We start from the raw sequence: 16,173 nt of genomic DNA, 5'->3' as shown, positions 1-16,173 counted from the left end.
CCCGCCACGGTCAGAACCAGCAGACCACGGCGAGCTTCGTCGGTTTGTCGATGATCAGGCCGGGCGGCTTGCTCGGGACGCTGCGGATGATGTGGTGGTATCGCTCCGCGTGCTTCTGGATTTCAAGAAAGTCCTCGTCCCGGTTCCAGCAGTAGGGGTGGAAGCCGCGAAGCCTGCCGAGCGTCTCCCGGATTCGGGCATCCACTTCCAACTGGGCCTTGATGACATTGGCCAGGATGACCGGCCCAGGACTGATCACGGCGTCGTCGCCCATGAAGCCGAGGCCTTCTCCCATCATGCTGTCCACCGCCGAACGCAGTGATTTCACGGCCTGCGTGTCCTCACCCCGGCGTTTGGCGATCACGGCGTCCAGATTGTGGAGCTGCCAATGGATGTAGCCGATGGCATTGTCGATACAGGAGGCTTTGCCGTCGTCACTGAAAGCCTGCGCGGCATCGAAGAACGCCGTGGCGTTGGCGTTGGTGGTGCCCGGCGCTTCCGCCGCCACGCCCTGCAGATAGGCGATGGTGGCTTGCAACAAGTGAAGGCGCGGCAGGATCGAACGATATCTCGCATTTCTGCATTGCTCCACCAGCCGGGCAATGACCGTTGCCTGGCAACGCAGCCACTTCCGGTGATCCCCGGCGTTGCGACCGGCTCCGCCGAGGCCCCGTGCCTTGAGTTTGCAGGCGATGAGACTGGCGATTCCGTGCCGCTTGTGCCGCTCCGTGCGGCCCTTGCAACTGGCCCGGAACCCCATGCGGTTGAGCTCGAGGCAGTGGTCGGGGTTGGGAAGGAAGAACCGCAATGCCTCGTCGCCCAAGCCCATGCCAAACAGTTCCTGGGCGCGGCCCCGCTCCGCCTCCGCCCGGCCGGCGGACGTGCCAATAGCCTCGGCATCGCATGCCAACGCCGCCTCTTCGGCTATGCGGCCATGCAGCTCGGCCAGGTTGCGAAAGTTGGTGTAGGTGTGGAGGAGCCGCAATGCGTTGTGGATCTCGAACGACAGCCGCTGGTCACTCCGTATCTCGGGAAGAACGCGCACCAGGATCTGAAGCTCATGATACCGTCGAAGCGCCTCGCCCGACTGGCCCGCGTCCATCAGGACGTGCGCGGTCAGGGTGTCGAGCCAGAACCGGCACCATTCCCCTTCGGGACCGGTGAGGCAATTGCCGTCGAGCAGCCGCTTCCCGAACCGATCCGCGAGCAGAGCATAGGGCAACGCCTTGTGGAATGCGCCGATGTAGGCCTTCGCGGGGATCAGCCGGGAGAGAAGCCGGGGGACGGGGTCGGACCCGGTCCGCACCAGCCGGATCGCGTAATCGATCGCATCGTAGTAGTCGGTGGGGATGGTTATGGTGGAGAAGCTTTCTATCCGGCGCACGGTATCCAGCATCGGGGCAAAGCGCTGGTAGGCCGTCTCGCGGTCGTCAGCCAACACCGCCACGGCTCCCTGGACCAGCGGTGGAAGCGCATCGAACAGCGGCCGATCGTGGCGGAGCCGTCGTGCGGTTGCCGGAAAACGCGCGAGGATGGCCGCGATCTCGGATGAGGATGCGGGAACCTCCTGGATGGTGTCGCGCAACAGGTTGCTGAAGAACAGCAGGATCGACTCATGGCTCCATGCCAGCGCCGGTCCGGGGGCCGGGGCCGATTCGCGGCTTGCCATCGGCGGCTCCGCCAGCAGCCGCCGACGTTTCAGCTCCTCTCGCACGGCCGCCGCTTGGGGGGATGTGGACGGTCCGCAGACCTCGGCCGGTGGATTGGTCCCAAAGAAGGTCGCCGCCAGCAGCGCCTCCTGGGCCTCCCTGCCATGGGTCCAGTGGCCCAGCAGCTGGAAGCGCTTTGCGTAGAGCCGCTTCATCGAGGTTGGAAGTTCCTGGAGCCGTGCCAGGAACGAGGGCGGGTGGGTTATCGACAGGGTTCCGCTGGACGCGATGCTGATGAGGGTGGCATCCAGCAGATACTCCATGCATTGGATGATGGCGTTCGGCGTAGTGCCTGAAAGCGCGAGGATGCGGGCGGTGGCGGTCTCGTCGATTCCCTCGATCAGGGTCCGCACCAACTCGCCCGGCTCATGGTCTTTCAGCGCCTCGACCCGACAGACAGTGGCGCCGGTCGACGCAAGGATGGTTTCCATTTCCAGGTAGGAGGCGTTCGCGAAACTGTCGTCGTTACGGCCGGCAAGGAGGAGGACATAGCGGCTGTCGGCGCACGCCTTCTTCAGGGCGATCCGCCGCAGCAGCCGGCACAGACGCCTCGAGGCGTTGTGCATGTCCTCGACGATGAGGACGGGAGTCAGATAGGACAAGCGATAGGATGCGTCCGCCGGTTCGGCTTCGAGGCCGAGCAGAATATGCTCCAGGCAGGTGGCTCTCGTCAGCCAGTGCGGCTCCATGCCTGCGGAATAGAGATTGGAAAGCTGGCTGCGCAACGTCTCGACTGCGGCCCCGGCCACGGTACCGTCGGTGGCGACGGTGCAGCGGCAAAACAGCAAGGCGTCGCCTCGATATTTCTCCATTGCCTCGCTGATGATCCGGCTCTTGCCCACACCCGCCTCACCGCCGATCAGGACGATCGTTCGACCGGCTTCCTTCTCAGCGGCGGAACTCATGCATTCCAGAACCTGATCCCGCGCTTTGATATGCCCCTTCCCGATGAACGGGGATCGGTAGATGATCTGTGCGGACGTTTTGCTCCTGTACAGGACGCGCCTGATTTGCCGGCCCGACGCGCACTGCAGCCCCAGGGTCGCGATGGCCTTCAGCAGGTCATGAGGGCGGTCGCGTCTGTCGGTCCGTGGTTCCTGCGAGCCTTGTGCCCGCCGGACGATGAGCCGGGCACAGAACCGGAAGCTGCGGGACGAGAAGGGGGCGATCACCTCCGGCCGGACGCCGATGGGCTGCGCCGCCAGGAAACTGGCAACATCGACGGAAACCCGGTCCAGCCTGTCGCCTTCGACTACCGACCATCGGCTGTCCGTCTGGACGCACAGCTCCACGGAGCGCGGCATATTTGTCCGGTTGTATAAGCTCAAGAAGATGTTTGCGATTTCCGGATCGCCGCTTGGCTCGACATACCTGTCGTAAGCGATGCCGTCCAGGAGGGTACGGACAGGACCGTAGTATGGAATATCGGTCGGCCACGACAAGCCGGCGTCTGCAAGAAAAGCACGCAGGGTTTGCCCATCCACAATGGTGAGCTGCATCCTGTCTTCTCGGTCAAAGCAATTATGAGCGGTCCAGTGCGCGCTCGTTGGCATGTATCCATTTGTAATTACGGCGATTCCCTGGAACTTTCCATGGATCTGGGAAAGATTCGGGGCGATGCGATCGTGTTCGATGTTACCCCGTTGCGTCTGCGTGAACTTCACTTCTATGGCATAGCGAGAATTTGGTTTCAGTGGGATTCCAAAGAAGGAACATCCGTCCGCAATTGTTTCCCTGGTTGCAAGTTCCAAATCCCGTCCGCCATCGAACAGCGCCTTGTGTGTCGTTTCCCCGCCACGCCGCTCCACCGGCTTGACGGTGCAACCGTGCTCCCTGAACCGCCAAATCAACACACCGCGAACGAACTGCTCGAACCTTGCGGCCTGCAGACGCATATCCTTATCCATGATAACCAGCACTCGAACACGAGTAGAATAATTAGTAGTTATCTAACGAAGTCGGTGGGGTTTGCCTGCCGGGCGACATAAGTCGAGCGACCGGAGAACCTTCGATACGAAAGGAATATAACAAATGCAACCCCGAGTCCAGATTCATGAAGCGCATGCGCCGGTATGTTGATGGCGAGCCAATACATTGTCTTCTTGGGATTGTGCGGCGTTGCAGAGTCGATGAGCGTTTCTGAAATTGGCTCCAGTGTTTTGGAAAAACTATTTTTGTACGAATGAAGTGTCGGCCGAGTTTGAAAGGCATTCAGTATCTGTTTGTAGGCGTCAGGCGCAGATATCCCGAGTGGTCAGCCGCAGACGCCTGGACAGGATGGAGACGAGCGCGATCTTGACGAAGGCGATGAGGTGGGCCTTGGTTTGATCGACGATGACGTTCAATCGGAGGTAGCGGAAGGGCAAAGACAGTGAGCGTTCCACCACCCGTGCGATCTTGGTGGCGATGAACACGCCGTTGCGGCCGCGGACCAGCTGCTTCACGCCGATCCCCCAACCTGCTGGACCGAAACTCTGCGCCCGCCGCTCCGAAGCAGGTCTGGCTTACCGACATCACCTGGATACCGTCGGCGATTGTCGAGCCTTCATCCAGCAGGGGAGGGCTCCGCATGTGTCTGCATCCGGCCCCGGTTGGCGGGGATCCCATCGAGACGACTCGTGCTGCCTGTGCCACTTTTCCCAAAGGAGCGGTGTTCATGGGGCTGCGTGACGAGTTCAGTGCCCTTTACCGTGACGAGGATTTCCAATCCTTCTATCCGAACCGTGGGCAACCGTGTCTGGCGCCCTGGCGGTCGGCACCGATCACGATCTTCCAGTTCGTGGAGAACCTGAGCGGTGAGCAGTTGGCGGGATCGCGCCGTCCCATTGGAGGGGCCGGTACGCAGAGTGTCGAGTTGGCAAGCCCGCGCGGGGCAGGGTTGCGGCCTGTCCCATTTCGTGATCGATTGGGAGCATGAGCAGGGCAAGGCGTCCGTCACTTGGCGCCTTGGCCGTGCCGAGGTGGACAAGCCACGGATCAACGCCGTGTTCAGTCGTTCCGATTGTCGAGCCCATCCCCTCCGCACGCCGGTGAAGGAGGCGTGCCGGAATGTGTTCTTCCATCCTCGCGAAGAGTGTGAGGCGCTCAATGCCGCCTGGGCGCGGATGGACGATCCGGTTTGGAAGGAGCGCTATCACGTCCGGGCCGGCGTGGAGGGCACGCTCTCGCAGGGTTTCATAATGCGCCGATGCCGCGACATCGAACCGGCGAAAACGGCGCTCCAGCAGGCCTTCATCGTGACCGCAATGAACGTCGCGTGGATCGTGCGTTGGCTGGACGGCCAACCACGCGCCAAGACGCGGGTGACCCAGTTTCAGGTGACGCCTGACAATCACGAGGCATCGCCATGGCAAACCCGGTACCCGCACCCCTTCCCGCCACCGTGGACTTGACGGTGCCTGCCGGACTTGTGAACCGGTTCCCAAGCGAGGAGGCGGTCCTGAAACGCGCAAATTCGAACTTCCGTGCCGTCACCCCAAAATGCGGAAGAACCGGTTCCGGGTGACGCTCACCGCGCGGCTCAATGGCGGCCGCCGCCGAGGTAGCTGCTCAGCACCTCCGGGTCGTCGGCGACCTTCGAGCCGTGGGTCTGGAAGGCGATCGCTCCGTTGGCGAGCACGTAGGTGGTTCCGGCAACCGCGGCCGGGACGCCGATGTTCTGCTCGATGAGGAAAATGGTCATGCCCTCCTCGTTGAGCCGCCGGATCACCTCGATCATCTCCTGGACCAGCCGCGGGGACAGGCCGTGCGAGGGCTCGTCCATCAGCAGGATTCGCGGCCGCGCCATCAGCGCGCGTCCGATCGCCACCATCTGCTGCTCGCCGCCGCTCATGGTGCCCGCCGGCACGGTCCGCCGCTCGCGCAGGCGGGGGAAGAAGTCGTAGACGCGCTCCAGGTCGGCGGCGATGCCGGCCTTGTCGTGGCGCGCCGCGGCGCCGAGGGCGAGGTTGTCGGCGACCGTCATGCTCGGCCAGACGAAGCGGCCCTGCGGCACCTGGATCACGCCCTTGGTGACGATGTCGTGCGGGTGCAGGCCGGCGATCGGCCGCTCGTCGAACTCCACCGCGCCGCCACGCGGCTTGACCAAGCCGCTCAGCGCCTTCAGCAGCGTCGTCTTGCCGGCGCCGTTGCCGCCGAGCAGCGCGACGACCTCGCCGCGCGGGACCGAGAAGGAGACGTCGCGCAGGACCTCGCTGAGGCCGTACCAGACGCTAAGGTTACGCACGGTCAGCATCGGGGCTCTTTCCAAGATAGGCTTCCTTGACGAACGGGTCGGCGAGGATGACGTCCGGTGTGCCGTCGGCGATCTTCCGGCCCGAGTTCAGAACGGTGATGCGGTCGCACACGCCCATCACCAGGCGGATGACGTGCTCCACCATGATGATGGTGATGCCACGCTTGTCGCGGATGCGGCGCAGCAGTTCGTCCAGCTCTGCGACGCGCGGCGGGCTGAGGCCGACCGCCGGCTCGTCCAGCAGCAGCACCTTGGGCTCGGCGACCAGCGAGCGGGCGATCTCCACCAGCCGCTGCTGGCCGAACGACAGCGACGCGCCGTCGCGTTCGGCGAAGGACAGCATCCCGACGAAGGCCAGCGCCTCGCGCGCCCGCTCGCGGGCCTGCCGCTCCTCGCGCAGCACGCCGGGCAGGCCGACGGCGGCGGCCAGAACCGAGGCGCGCAGTCCCTGGTGCATCCCCGCCATGACGTTCTCCAGCACCGTCATCCCCTTGAAGAGGAGCGACGTCTGGAAGGTGCGCCCGACGCCGCGGGCGGCCACCTCGCTGGCCTTGAGGCGGGTGAGCGGCTGGCCGTCCAGGCGGATTTCGCCCTCGGTCGGACGCACCAGGCCGGAGATCACGTTGAGCAGGGTCGTCTTGCCGGCGCCGTTCGGGCCGATGATGCCGCGGATCTCGCCGGCCGGCACCGCGATGTCCACGTCGCTGAGCGCGGCGAGACCGCCGAACGACAGCGACAGGCGTTCGATGCTGAGTTCGGCCATCAGTCGTCCCCCCCTCGGCTGTGCGGTTCCGTCCACCCCGGCAGCCAGCGCCGCAGCGCCTGCACGAGGCCGCCCGGCGCGAACAGCAGCATGCCCAGCAGCAGCAGGCCGAGGCCGATCTCCTGCAGATCCTGCATGCCGCGCAGCCCTTCCTGCATGCCGATCAGCAGCACGGCGGCGATCGCCGACCCGGCGATCGAGCCGAGGCCGCCGACGACGACCATGCAGAACTGCAGGACGATCTGGAACAGGTTGAAGGATTCCGGCACCACCACGTTCAGCAGGCCGGCGAACAGGCCGCCCGCCACCCCGGCGTAGACGGCGGTCAGCGTGTAGGCGACGATCTTGGTGCGGGTGATGTCCACGGCGATGGATTCCGCCGCCACCTCGCTCTCGCGCAGGGCCACCAGGGCGCGGCCGATGCGCGACCGCATGACGCCGTACGCCGCGGCCACCAGCAGGACGGCGAGGACGAGGCTCAGATAGTAGATGCCCGTGGTGGTGCGCAGGCCGAGCGCCGTGAAGTCGACCGGCGCCATGACGAAGCCCGCCGTGCCGTGGGTCACCGAGTCCCAGTGCACGAAGGTCCACAACGCGAACTGCGCGAAGGCGATGGTGGCAAGCGCCAGATAGAGCCCGCGCAGGCGCAGCGCCGGCAGCGCGACCGCCAGCCCGATGGCCACGGTGATGGCGGTGCCGGCGGGCAGGGCCAGCCAGAAGGGCAGGCCGGCGTCGAGGCGCAGCAGGCCGGTGGCGTAGGCACCGACGCCGAACAGGGCGCCGTTGGCGAAGGAGAGCTGCCCGGCGAGGCCGAGCAGGATGTTCAGGCCGACGGCCAGGATCACGTAGATGAGCGCCAGGTTGCCGACATAGACCTGATAGGGGTTGGCCACCAGCGGCAGCACGGCGAACAGCAGGACGCCGACGGCGAGCGCCGGGCGCCGGCCGACCAGCCGGCCGAGGTTGCGGCGCCTGAGGGCGCGGGGCGCCGAGGGTTCGGCCGAGGGATCGTTGGACAGGGTGACCATCGCGTTACACCTCCCGTCGGGCGCGCGCGCCCAGCAGGCCGGTCGGCCGGAACACCAGCACGGCCAGGATGATGATGAAGGCCGAGACGTCCTGGATGCTGCTGGCGATGTAGGTGCCGGCGAGCGCTTCGAGGATGCCGACCAGGAGCCCGCCGATGACCGCGCCGGTCATGCTGCCCAGCCCGCCCAGGATGGTGGCGGCGAACGCCTTCAGCAGCAGGCTGAGCCCGATGTCCGGGGTGAGCAGGGTGAGCGGCGCCACGAAGACCGCGGCCACCCCGGCGAGCGCCGCCCCGGCGCCCCAGGTCAGCATGTAGACGCGCTCGACGCGGATGCCGACGAGGTAGGCGGCGTGCGCGTTCTCGGCGGTGGCCTGCATCATCTTGCCGGCCCGCGTCCGGGTGAAGAACAGGGTCAGCAGCAACATGCACACCGCCACGCTGGCGATGACCACGAGCTGCTGCGGGAACACGGCGACGCCGCCGATGAGGACCGGGGCCGGGCTGACCAGCGGCGGAAAGGGCACCACCTCGCCCTGGCCGCCCCAGAAGTGGCGGCCGATCCCCTTCAGCACGAAGGACAGCCCGACCGTCGCCATGACCATGGCGATCGGCGGCGCCTTGATCAGCGGCTGGTAGACGACGCGGTCGGTGAGCACGCCCAGCACGAACGAGCCGGCCACCGCGCCCAGCAGCGCCACGATGTAGGGCAACTCCCACATCACATGCAGGGTGAAGGCGAGGAAGCCGCCGATCATGAACAGCTCGCCGTGCGAGAAGTTGATGTGTCCGGTGGTCCGGTAGCAGAGCACGAGGCCGACCGCGACGAGCGCGTAGAGCGCGCCGCTGGTGATCCCCGAGGACAAGGCGTAGGCGAGCAGCACCGCCGGGCTCCTTTCTCTGGAGGGCTGCGCCGGTCCCCTTGGGGAGCCGGCGCAGGGGATGCGGAATCAGCGGGTCGGCTTGGTGACGCCGATGCCGGTGACGCGGCCGTCCTGGAAGGCGAAGATGCCCAGCGCCTTGTGGCACTGATGGTCGGTGGGCTTGCACTCCAGCGGACCGGCGTAGGTGTCGGTCTTCACCGTCAAGTTCGACATGACCTGGAGGATCTTCTCCCGCGTCGGCTCCGGACCGGCCTGCTTGAGCGCCTCGACCGCGAACTGCCCGGCGGAGATGCCGTACATGTGCAGGACGTTGAAGCGGTCGCCGAACCGCTTTTCGACGATGCCCTTCCACTTCGCCACCTGCGGGTCGTCGACGCCGTAGCCGGCGGCGGTGACGGCGCGGAGATTCTTCACGGAATCGGGCGAGCCGACGCCCTTGGCCAGCACGTCGATCTCGCCGAGCGGCGATCCCCCGACCATCAGCGGCTGGAGCCCCACCTTGTAGGCGTCGCGCAGGAACGGCACCGCCGCCTTGGGGAACAGCAGCAGCAGCACGGCGTCCGGCTTGGTGGCCTGGATCTGCAGGACGGTGGGCGTGGTGTCGGTCGGCTCGACGGCGATCTCCTGGATGGAAACCGGCTCGATGCCCTTGGCCTTGAAGGCCTCCTTCATCGGATCGAGGCGCGCCTTGCCCCAGGCGTCCGGCTGCCAGACCACGGCGATGCGCTTCTTGCCCTGGTCGAGGGCGAGTTGGAGCTGGCCGTAGACCTCCATCCAGGCGGCCGACATGGTCGTGAAGACGTACGGGTTGACCGGTTCGGTCAGGGAGTCGGCGGTGGAGGCGACGATCACCCAGGGGATCTTCGCCTCGATGACCTCGGGCTTCTGCGCGATGGCGGCGTTGGAGCAGCCGCCGCCGACGATCATGAAGGGCTTCTCCTCGTGGATCAGCTTCTTGACCGCGCCGACGCCCCGGCTGGGAAGGCACTCGTCGTCCTGCTTGGTATAGACGATCTTACGGCCATGGATGCCGCCGGCGGCGTTGGCCTCCTCGAACACCGCCTGCACCCCGTTGAGCTGCGGGATGATGAGCCCGGCGGAGGGGCCGGTGAGCCCGCCCATGCCGCCGATGACGATGGTGTCGGCGGTGACGCCGGTCTCGGCCAAGGCGGCCGGCGCCGCCATCAGCGACAGGGCTGCGACCGACGCCAAGCCGGTCATCGTGGCCAAGCCGGTCATCGTGAGCGTGCGCATGTGCCTTCCTCCCATTTCGTTGGCCCTTTTCCGGGCGCTGTCCTGTGTGCGGTCCTGCCGCGTCGTCGTCCGGTTCCGTTCAGGCGCTGCGGTTGCTGGCCCCTCCGTCCACCGTCACGATGGTGCCGCTGACGTAGCCGGCCCGCGGCGAGGCCAGGAACGTCACCACGTCGGCCACCTCGCGCGGGGTGCCCATCCGTCCGAACGGCAGGCCGAGGGCGCTTTCCACCTCCGGCCAGCGCTCGGCGTCGCCGTGCCTCTGCGCGCTGAAGGTCCGCATCATCGTCACGGCGCGGTCGGTGGCGGTCATGCCGGGGTTGACGCCGACCACCCGCAACCCGGCGTCCGGCGCCCGCGCGCCGAGCGCCCGTGTGAAGGCCATCAGGGCGGCGTTGCCGGTGGTGCCGGCGATGTAGGCGGCGTTGGGCCGTTCGCCGGCGGTGCCGATGACGTTGACGATGACGCCGCGGCCGCGCTCGCTCATGGCGGCGTAGAACAGCCGGCACAGCGCGATGTAGCCGAACACCTTCAGCTCCCAGGCACCGCGCCACACCTCGTCGGAGACCTCGCCGATCTCGCCGCCCGGAATGGCGCCGGCGTTGTTGACCAGGATGTCGGCGCCGGCCCAGTCCGCCGCCAGGGCCTGCCGGGCCCGCTCGTCGGCCATGTCCGTGGGCACCGCCGCCGCCGCGACGCCGAAGCGCGCCGACAGGGTTGCCGCCAGCTCCTCCAGTTCCGCGGACCCGCGGGCCACCAGCGTGACGTCGCAGCCTTCCCCGGCGAGGGATTCGGCGACGGCGCGGCCGATGCCCTTGCTGGCCCCGGTGACCACCGCGCGCTTGCCTTTCAGGTCGAGATCCATGTCAGTCCTTCCATGTCCGTCCTTCCATGCCCGTCCTCCCCTCACGCCACTTGGTAGCCGGTCGTGCCCGTTTCCCCGTGTTCGGGCGGCCGCCACGCGGTGTCGACCTGCGGCCGGCGGACATGCTCGGGGCGCGCCTGCGCGAAGGCCGCGGCCGCTTCCAGCGCGTGGTCGTCGCGCAGGCGCCGGCCGACGATCTGGACGCCCACCGGCAGTCCCGCGGAGGTGAAGCCGCAAGGGACCGCCACCACCGGCAGCCCGGTGACGGAGAAGGCGTAGGTGCCGAGGAACACGTCGTAGAAGCGCTCCAGCGGCCGTCCGGCGATCTCGGTCGGCAAGGGCCGGTCGAGGTCGAACGCGGCGATCCCCACCGAGGGGGCGATGATGTGGTCGAAACGCTCCAGCACCCGCCGCACCCGGTGCCAGTAGTCGCCGCGCAGCCGTTCCGCCGCGGCCACCTCGCGCACCGAGCGCTTGAGCGCGTCCTCGATCTGGTTGACCAGCGGCACCGTCATCTCCGCCCGGTGGCGGTCGAGCAGGTCCGCATAGCGCCCGACCATGCCGAACGCCCGCGTCCCCATGACGATCTCGCGCAGGCCGCTCACGTCGAGGGAGCCGCTCTCCACGACGCAGCCGAGGTCTTCGAAGGCGAGGGCGGCGGCGCGCGACAGCCGCGCCACTTCCGGGTCGGTGGGCACCAGCCCGTCGAAATCCTCGACGTAGAGGATCCGCCGGCCGCGCACGGAGTGGGTGCGCCGGGCGGCGGCGGCGAGGTCCATGCCGTCGTCGGGCAGCGACGCGGGGTCGCGGTCGTCCGGCCCGGCCATCGCGGCGAGCATCAGCCCGGCGTCCTCGACGTTGCGGGTCAGCGGGCCCTGGACATGCTCGACCAGGGTGTCCCAGGCGAAGGCGCTGGGATAGACCGGGACGCGGCCCGGCGTCGGGCGGACGCCGACGATGCCGTTGAAGGCGGCCGGCACGCGGATCGAGCCGCCGAGGTCGGTGCCGATGCCGATCGGCGCCATGCCGGCGGCGACGGCGGCGCCCGTCCCGCCGCTCGACCCGCCGGAGGTCGCGTCGAGGCGCCAGGGGTTGCGCGTCGTGCCGAACAGCGCGTTGGTGGTGTTGACGTCGTGCGCGAACTCCGGCGCGTTGGTCTTGCCGAGCAGCACCGCGCCGGCCCGGCGCAACCGCTCCACGGCCACCGCGTCCTCGGCGGGCACGAAGTCCCGGCGCAGCCGCGAGCCGTAGGTGGTGCGCAGGCCGGCGGTGTCGACGTTGTCCTTGACGACGAAGGGCACGCCCTCCAGCCGCCGCGGCGCGGCGCCGGAGGCCAAGCGGGCGTCGCAGGCGTCGGCCTCGGCGAGCAGCGCCGGGTTGAGGGTGCACACGGCGTTGACCACGCCGTTCACCGCCTCGGTGCGGGCGAGGAACACCTCGGCCACGCTGCGGGCCGACATCTGGCGGTTGCCCACCGCCCGCGCCAGCTCCGCCGCGCCCATGGTCAGGATGTCGTCCATCGCCGTCACCTCCGCGTCCAGGTGCTGGCGTCCATGGTCAGGAGGCGGCGGCGGAACCGCCAAGTGCCGCTGTCGAGCACGATGTCGTCCTCGTACACCCCGCAGTCGCCGATGGCCGGCAGTTCGCCCGATGGGCCGTTGAAGGCCATCAAGTAGCAGCGGCCGCGCACCGTACCGTCGCCGCGCCGTTCCAGCAGCAGGTTGCCGTTCCAGTGCCGCCGGTAGCCCTGCCGGGTGGCGAGGTCACGCACCTTGTGCCCGTGCAGCGCGGCCCGGCCGGCGATGCGCAGCTCGTGCGGCATCAGCTCCAACACCCCGTCCGCCGTGAAGCAGTCGGCGTAGCCGTCGGGGTCGCCAAGGTCGCTGCACAGGTTGTACCGGCTGTACAGACTGCCGATCTCGAAGGCCTCCTGGGCCGAAAGCTCGCTCATCCGGATGTCCCTCTCCCGTTGTTCGTTCAGACCCCGCGGAACCTGGGCTCACGCTTCTCCTTGAACGCCGCCTGACCCTCGCGGTAGTCGTCGCTGCCCTGGCAGGCCCGCACCAGCGCATCGACAGCGGCGGTGTCGCGCTCCGCCGCCGGCCGTGCCAGCTCGACCAGGGCGCGCTTGACCGCGCGCAGGGTGAGCGGGGCGTTGCCGCCGATGGCGGTCACCAGATCCTCCACCGCCGCGTCGGCCGCGTCGGCGCCGAACAGGCGTCCGACGAGGCCCAAGCGGAGTGCCTCCTCCGCATCGACCGTGCGGGCGGTGAACAGCAGGTCGGCCGTCGCCGACGCGCCAAGGCGCGCCGCCACCAGTTCGACGTTGGAGAAGGTGTAGCCCAGGCCCAGCCGCGCCGCAGGGATGCGGAAGCGGGCGTCCGCGGCGGCGACGCGGAGGTCGCAGCTCAAGGCGATGCCGACGCCGCCGCCGAAGCAGGCGCCCCGGACATAGGCGACGGTCGGCTTTCCGGCGGCGAACAGCGCCGCCTGCGCCGCCTCGACCGCGGCGTCGTAGAGCCGCCCCTCGGCCTCGCCGCTGCGCTTCTCGGAGAATTGCGAGATGTCGGCGCCGGCGCAGAAGGCGGCGTCGCCGGCCCCGCGCAGCAGGATGACGCGCACCTCCGGGTCCGCCTCGGCGCGGCGCACCAGCTCCGGCAGCGCCGACCACATGTCGAGCGTCATCGCGTTGCGGCGCGCCGGGTTGTCGATGGTCAGCCGGGCGACCGGGCCGGTGGTCCGGTAGCGGAGCGACGGCGCATCCATCAGATCACCCTCCGGCTGCGGAAATCGGCGACTTCCTGCGGCGTGTAGCCGAGGCCGCCGAGGATGTCGTCGGTGTGCGCACCGGCCTCCGGCGTGGGGGCGGCGATGCCGGCCGGGGTGCGCGACAGCACCACCGGCTGGCCGACCAGCCGGATGGCGCCGCGGCGCGGGTGCTCCACCGGCACCGCCATGCCCAGATGCTCGACCTGCGGGTCGGCGAACACCTCGTCCATCCGGTTGACCGGCCCGGCCGGCACGCCGTGCGCGGTGAAGGCGTCCAGCCACTCGCGCGATGGGCGCTCCGCCAGGATGGCGCCGAGTTCAGCGTTGAGCCGCGGCCGGTTGGCCAGACGGTCGGGTTCGCTGCGGAACTCGGGCCGTTCGGCGAGGGCCGGATGCCCAATGGCGCGGCACAGGCGCCGCCACAGATCCTCGCCGGAGGCGCCGATGTTGATGAAGCCGTCCGCCGTCCGGTACAGACCCATGGGAGTCGAGGTGGGGTGGTCGTTGCCCGCCTGCTCCGGCACCACGCCGTCGATCAGGTAGCGGGCGGCCTGGAAGTCGAGCAGGGCGATCTGGCTCTGCAGCAGCGACGTCTGCACCCACTGCCCCTCTCCAGAGTTTCCGCGCTCGGCCAGCGCGATCAGGATGCCGACGACGGCGTAGAGGCCGGAGGCGCTGTCGGCGATGGCGACGCCGGCGCGCACCGGCCCCTGGCCGGGCAGCCCGGTGAGCCACATCAGCCCGCCCATGCCCTGGGCGATCTGGTCGAAACCGCCCCGGTCGCGGTACGGGCCGGTCTGCCCGAAGCCGGAGATGGAGGCCAGGACGATGCGCGGGTTGATCGCCCGCAGCGTCTCGTAGTCCATGCCCAGGCGGTGCTTGACGTCGGGGCGGTAGTTCTCGACCACGACGTCCGCGGTGCGGACGAGGCGGCCGAGGATGGCCTTGCCCTCGGGCGTCTTGAGGTTGAGCGACAGCGAGCGCTTGTTGCGGTGGAGATTCTGCATGTCGTAGCCGTCGCGCGGCCCGTTCATGCCATCGTTCGGATCGGCCCCGGCCGGCGCCTCGATCTTGATCACGTCGGCGCCGAAGTCGGCGAGGACGCGGCAGCAGGTCGGACCGGCCCGCACCCGCGTCAGGTCCAGCACGCGGAGGTTCGCCAAGGCGTCCGACGCCATCGGACGGCCCGGTGCCGGCCCGCTGCTGACTCGTTCATGGGGTGTGCTCGACGCGGCCATGTGTGATCGCCCTCGTTTCCATCCCTGCCCGTGCACCCGGCCCTTGCTTGAGGCTCCAGGTGCGCTCTGGAAGAAACGGTATCATTTGTTTGCTTCGCAAACGAATTAGATTTCCCTGTAGTCAGCCTTCGCGGAATTCGAAGGCGGAAGCGCCGTTGCGCCGGTGTCGGGGCTGCTGCACACTGGTTGCCTGCGGAATCGGACAAGGCGGCCCGTCGAAAGCCGCCGCCGGGATCCTCAAGCGGGAAGGGGCGGTGGATGGTGCGGCACGATGTCCAGACGTTGCTGCTGTTCCTGCGGGTGTGCGAGACGAAGAGCATCACGCGCGCCGCCAGCCAGTCGAACCTCGCCCTGTCGGCGGCGAGCCGGCGCATGAAGCTCCTGGAGGACGGTTGCGGCACCGCGCTGCTGCACCGGCTGCCCTACGGCGTGGAGCCGACCCCGGCGGGGCTGGCGGTGCTGCGCTACGCGCGCGGGGTGTTGGCGATGAACCAGCAGCTCGACGCCGAAATGGCCGACTACCGTGCCGGCGTGCGGGGGTCCGTGCGGGTGTTCGCCAGCAGCTCGGCGCTGGTGCAGCGGCTGGCCGGCGACCTGTCCGCCTTCGCCCGCGCCTTCCCCTCGATCCGCCTGGAGCTGCACGAGCGTCCGAGCGTCGAGATCGTCGAGGCTCTCTACCAGAAGGAAACCGACATCGGCATCATCGTGCGGGGTGGCGAGTTGTGGCAACTGCGCACCCGGATGTACGCCGAAGACCGCCTCGCCATCGTCGTGCCGTCCGACCATCCGCTGGCGCACGGCGGCCCGGTCGCCTTCGCGTCGGTTCTCAAGGAGGAGGTCGTCACGCTCGACCAGGCGACCGCCGTGCACCGGCTGGTGGCCGATCAGGCGCGCCGCAGCGGGCAGACCCTGCGGGTGCGGGTGCAAGTCCGCAGTTTCGAGGCGATGTGCCAGATGGTGCGGCACGGGCTGGGGCTGGGCATCCTGCCGGAACTGGCGGCGCAGCCGTTGGTCGCCGCTTTCGGGCTGACGCTCTTGCTGCTCGACGAGCCGTGGGCACGGCGCGAACTGGCCATCTGCACCCGCGCGGGGGACGAGTTGGACGCGTCGGCGCAGCGACTGATCGACTTCCTGGTGACGTGCACCGGGGCCGCGGGCCGCTGACGCTGCCCGGTCGGTCGATGCGGGATTCCGCAGGCGTTGTTCAGATATCGGCTTTTCCGGTGTTCGTCGCCGAATCTCAAATTCGTCTTCAATTGCCGCGGATGCGGATGAACACCTTGTCCAGCAACCACTCGTCGCACGGCCGGTGGCGCCAAGTGCGATACGCGCGAAAAGAGGCGACCGACCGGATCCAGAGCTTGCGTGCTTGGGCGCCTCTTCGCATTTTGGAAGCGCCGATCAACCATTGGTAGGGCTGGAACCGTGTCCTG

Annotated in this window: 14 protein-coding genes; 2 read left to right on the top strand and 12 right to left on the bottom strand. The window is 68.3% G+C overall.

Features of this window, described 5'->3' with window-relative positions; genetic code table 11:
- Window positions 1–10: 10 nt before the first annotated feature.
- Together AC1DVI_RS11235 and AC1DVI_RS11230 are read right to left on the bottom strand one after the other, a co-directional pair.
- Window positions 11–3,604: an AAA family ATPase gene (locus AC1DVI_RS11235; RefSeq protein ID WP_476958042.1), complete on the bottom strand. Its 3,594-nt coding sequence runs from the start codon at window positions 3,602–3,604 to the stop codon at window positions 11–13.
- Between the two features lie 336 nt (window positions 3,605–3,940).
- Window positions 3,941–4,153 (bottom strand): hypothetical protein, encoded by a 213-nt coding sequence (locus AC1DVI_RS11230; RefSeq protein ID WP_476958041.1) that lies wholly within the window; start codon window positions 4,151–4,153, stop codon window positions 3,941–3,943.
- A 351-nt stretch (window positions 4,154–4,504) separates the two neighbouring features.
- Here AC1DVI_RS11230 and AC1DVI_RS11225 point away from each other — a divergent pair, with 351 nt between their 5' ends.
- Window positions 4,505–5,101 carry a transposase gene (locus tag AC1DVI_RS11225; RefSeq protein WP_476958040.1) on the top strand — a complete coding sequence of 199 codons (597 nt, stop codon included), beginning with the start codon at window positions 4,505–4,507 and terminating at the stop codon, window positions 5,099–5,101.
- 128 nt (window positions 5,102–5,229) lie between these two features.
- Here AC1DVI_RS11225 and AC1DVI_RS11220 read toward each other — a convergent pair whose 3' ends face one another.
- From AC1DVI_RS11220 to AC1DVI_RS11175, 10 genes are all read right to left on the bottom strand, one after another.
- Window positions 5,230–5,943 carry an ABC transporter ATP-binding protein gene (locus AC1DVI_RS11220; protein WP_476958039.1) on the bottom strand — a complete coding sequence of 238 codons (714 nt, stop codon included), beginning with the start codon at window positions 5,941–5,943 and terminating at the stop codon, window positions 5,230–5,232.
- The gene (locus AC1DVI_RS11215; RefSeq protein ID WP_476958038.1) at window positions 5,927–6,706 is read right to left on the bottom strand and encodes an ABC transporter ATP-binding protein; all 780 of its coding nucleotides are present in this window, start codon (window positions 6,704–6,706) and stop codon (window positions 5,927–5,929) included. The genes AC1DVI_RS11220 and AC1DVI_RS11215 overlap by 17 nt, the downstream gene beginning before the upstream one ends.
- On the bottom strand, window positions 6,706–7,734 hold the full coding sequence (locus AC1DVI_RS11210; protein ID WP_476958037.1) for a branched-chain amino acid ABC transporter permease: 1,029 nt from the start codon (window positions 7,732–7,734) through the stop codon (window positions 6,706–6,708). Before AC1DVI_RS11210 ends, AC1DVI_RS11215 begins: the two co-directional genes overlap by 1 nt.
- A gap of 4 nt (window positions 7,735–7,738) precedes the next feature.
- Window positions 7,739–8,617: a branched-chain amino acid ABC transporter permease gene (locus AC1DVI_RS11205; protein WP_014241452.1), complete on the bottom strand. Its 879-nt coding sequence runs from the start codon at window positions 8,615–8,617 to the stop codon at window positions 7,739–7,741.
- 66 nt (window positions 8,618–8,683) lie between these two features.
- Window positions 8,684–9,871: an ABC transporter substrate-binding protein gene (locus tag AC1DVI_RS11200; protein WP_476958036.1), complete on the bottom strand. Its 1,188-nt coding sequence runs from the start codon at window positions 9,869–9,871 to the stop codon at window positions 8,684–8,686.
- A 79-nt stretch (window positions 9,872–9,950) separates the two neighbouring features.
- On the bottom strand, window positions 9,951–10,733 hold the full coding sequence (locus AC1DVI_RS11195; RefSeq protein ID WP_476958035.1) for a short-chain dehydrogenase/reductase: 783 nt from the start codon (window positions 10,731–10,733) through the stop codon (window positions 9,951–9,953).
- Window positions 10,734–10,774: 41 nt separating this feature from the next.
- Window positions 10,775–12,253 carry an amidase gene (locus AC1DVI_RS11190; RefSeq protein ID WP_476958034.1) on the bottom strand — a complete coding sequence of 493 codons (1,479 nt, stop codon included), beginning with the start codon at window positions 12,251–12,253 and terminating at the stop codon, window positions 10,775–10,777.
- Window positions 12,254–12,258: 5 nt separating this feature from the next.
- On the bottom strand, window positions 12,259–12,684 hold the full coding sequence (locus tag AC1DVI_RS11185; protein WP_476958033.1) for a nuclear transport factor 2 family protein: 426 nt from the start codon (window positions 12,682–12,684) through the stop codon (window positions 12,259–12,261).
- Window positions 12,685–12,710: 26 nt separating this feature from the next.
- Window positions 12,711–13,499 (bottom strand): enoyl-CoA hydratase, encoded by a 789-nt coding sequence (locus AC1DVI_RS11180; protein WP_476958032.1) that lies wholly within the window; start codon window positions 13,497–13,499, stop codon window positions 12,711–12,713.
- A complete protein-coding gene (locus AC1DVI_RS11175) occupies window positions 13,499–14,740 on the bottom strand; it encodes a CaiB/BaiF CoA transferase family protein (RefSeq protein ID WP_476958031.1) in 1,242 nt (413 codons plus the stop codon). Before AC1DVI_RS11175 ends, AC1DVI_RS11180 begins: the two co-directional genes overlap by 1 nt.
- 258 nt (window positions 14,741–14,998) lie before the next feature.
- Between AC1DVI_RS11175 and AC1DVI_RS11170 the strand changes: the two genes are divergently transcribed.
- Window positions 14,999–15,904 (top strand): LysR family transcriptional regulator, encoded by a 906-nt coding sequence (locus AC1DVI_RS11170; protein ID WP_476958030.1) that lies wholly within the window; start codon window positions 14,999–15,001, stop codon window positions 15,902–15,904.
- Window positions 15,905–16,173 lie beyond the last annotated feature (269 nt).

This window comes from Azospirillum sp. P4_B5, from assembly GCF_056402275.1.
This window is presented reverse-complemented; position numbering and strand designations above follow the sequence as displayed.

Coding starts and splice junctions, on each gene's coding strand:
- AC1DVI_RS11235 (WP_476958042.1), bottom strand. CDS start 3,604: ATGCGTCTGCAGGCCGCAAGGTTCGAGCAGTTCGTTCGCGGTGTGTTG.
- AC1DVI_RS11220 (WP_476958039.1), bottom strand. CDS start 5,943: ATGCTGACCGTGCGTAACCTTAGCGTCTGGTACGGCCTCAGCGAGGTC.
- AC1DVI_RS11215 (WP_476958038.1), bottom strand. CDS start 6,706: ATGGCCGAACTCAGCATCGAACGCCTGTCGCTGTCGTTCGGCGGTCTC.
- AC1DVI_RS11210 (WP_476958037.1), bottom strand. CDS start 7,734: ATGGTCACCCTGTCCAACGATCCCTCGGCCGAACCCTCGGCGCCCCGC.
- AC1DVI_RS11200 (WP_476958036.1), bottom strand. CDS start 9,871: ATGCGCACGCTCACGATGACCGGCTTGGCCACGATGACCGGCTTGGCG.
- AC1DVI_RS11195 (WP_476958035.1), bottom strand. CDS start 10,733: ATGGATCTCGACCTGAAAGGCAAGCGCGCGGTGGTCACCGGGGCCAGC.
- AC1DVI_RS11190 (WP_476958034.1), bottom strand. CDS start 12,253: ATGGACGACATCCTGACCATGGGCGCGGCGGAGCTGGCGCGGGCGGTG.
- AC1DVI_RS11185 (WP_476958033.1), bottom strand. CDS start 12,684: ATGAGCGAGCTTTCGGCCCAGGAGGCCTTCGAGATCGGCAGTCTGTAC.
- AC1DVI_RS11180 (WP_476958032.1), bottom strand. CDS start 13,499: ATGGATGCGCCGTCGCTCCGCTACCGGACCACCGGCCCGGTCGCCCGG.
- AC1DVI_RS11175 (WP_476958031.1), bottom strand. CDS start 14,740: ATGGCCGCGTCGAGCACACCCCATGAACGAGTCAGCAGCGGGCCGGCA.
- AC1DVI_RS11170 (WP_476958030.1), top strand. CDS start 14,999: ATGGTGCGGCACGATGTCCAGACGTTGCTGCTGTTCCTGCGGGTGTGC.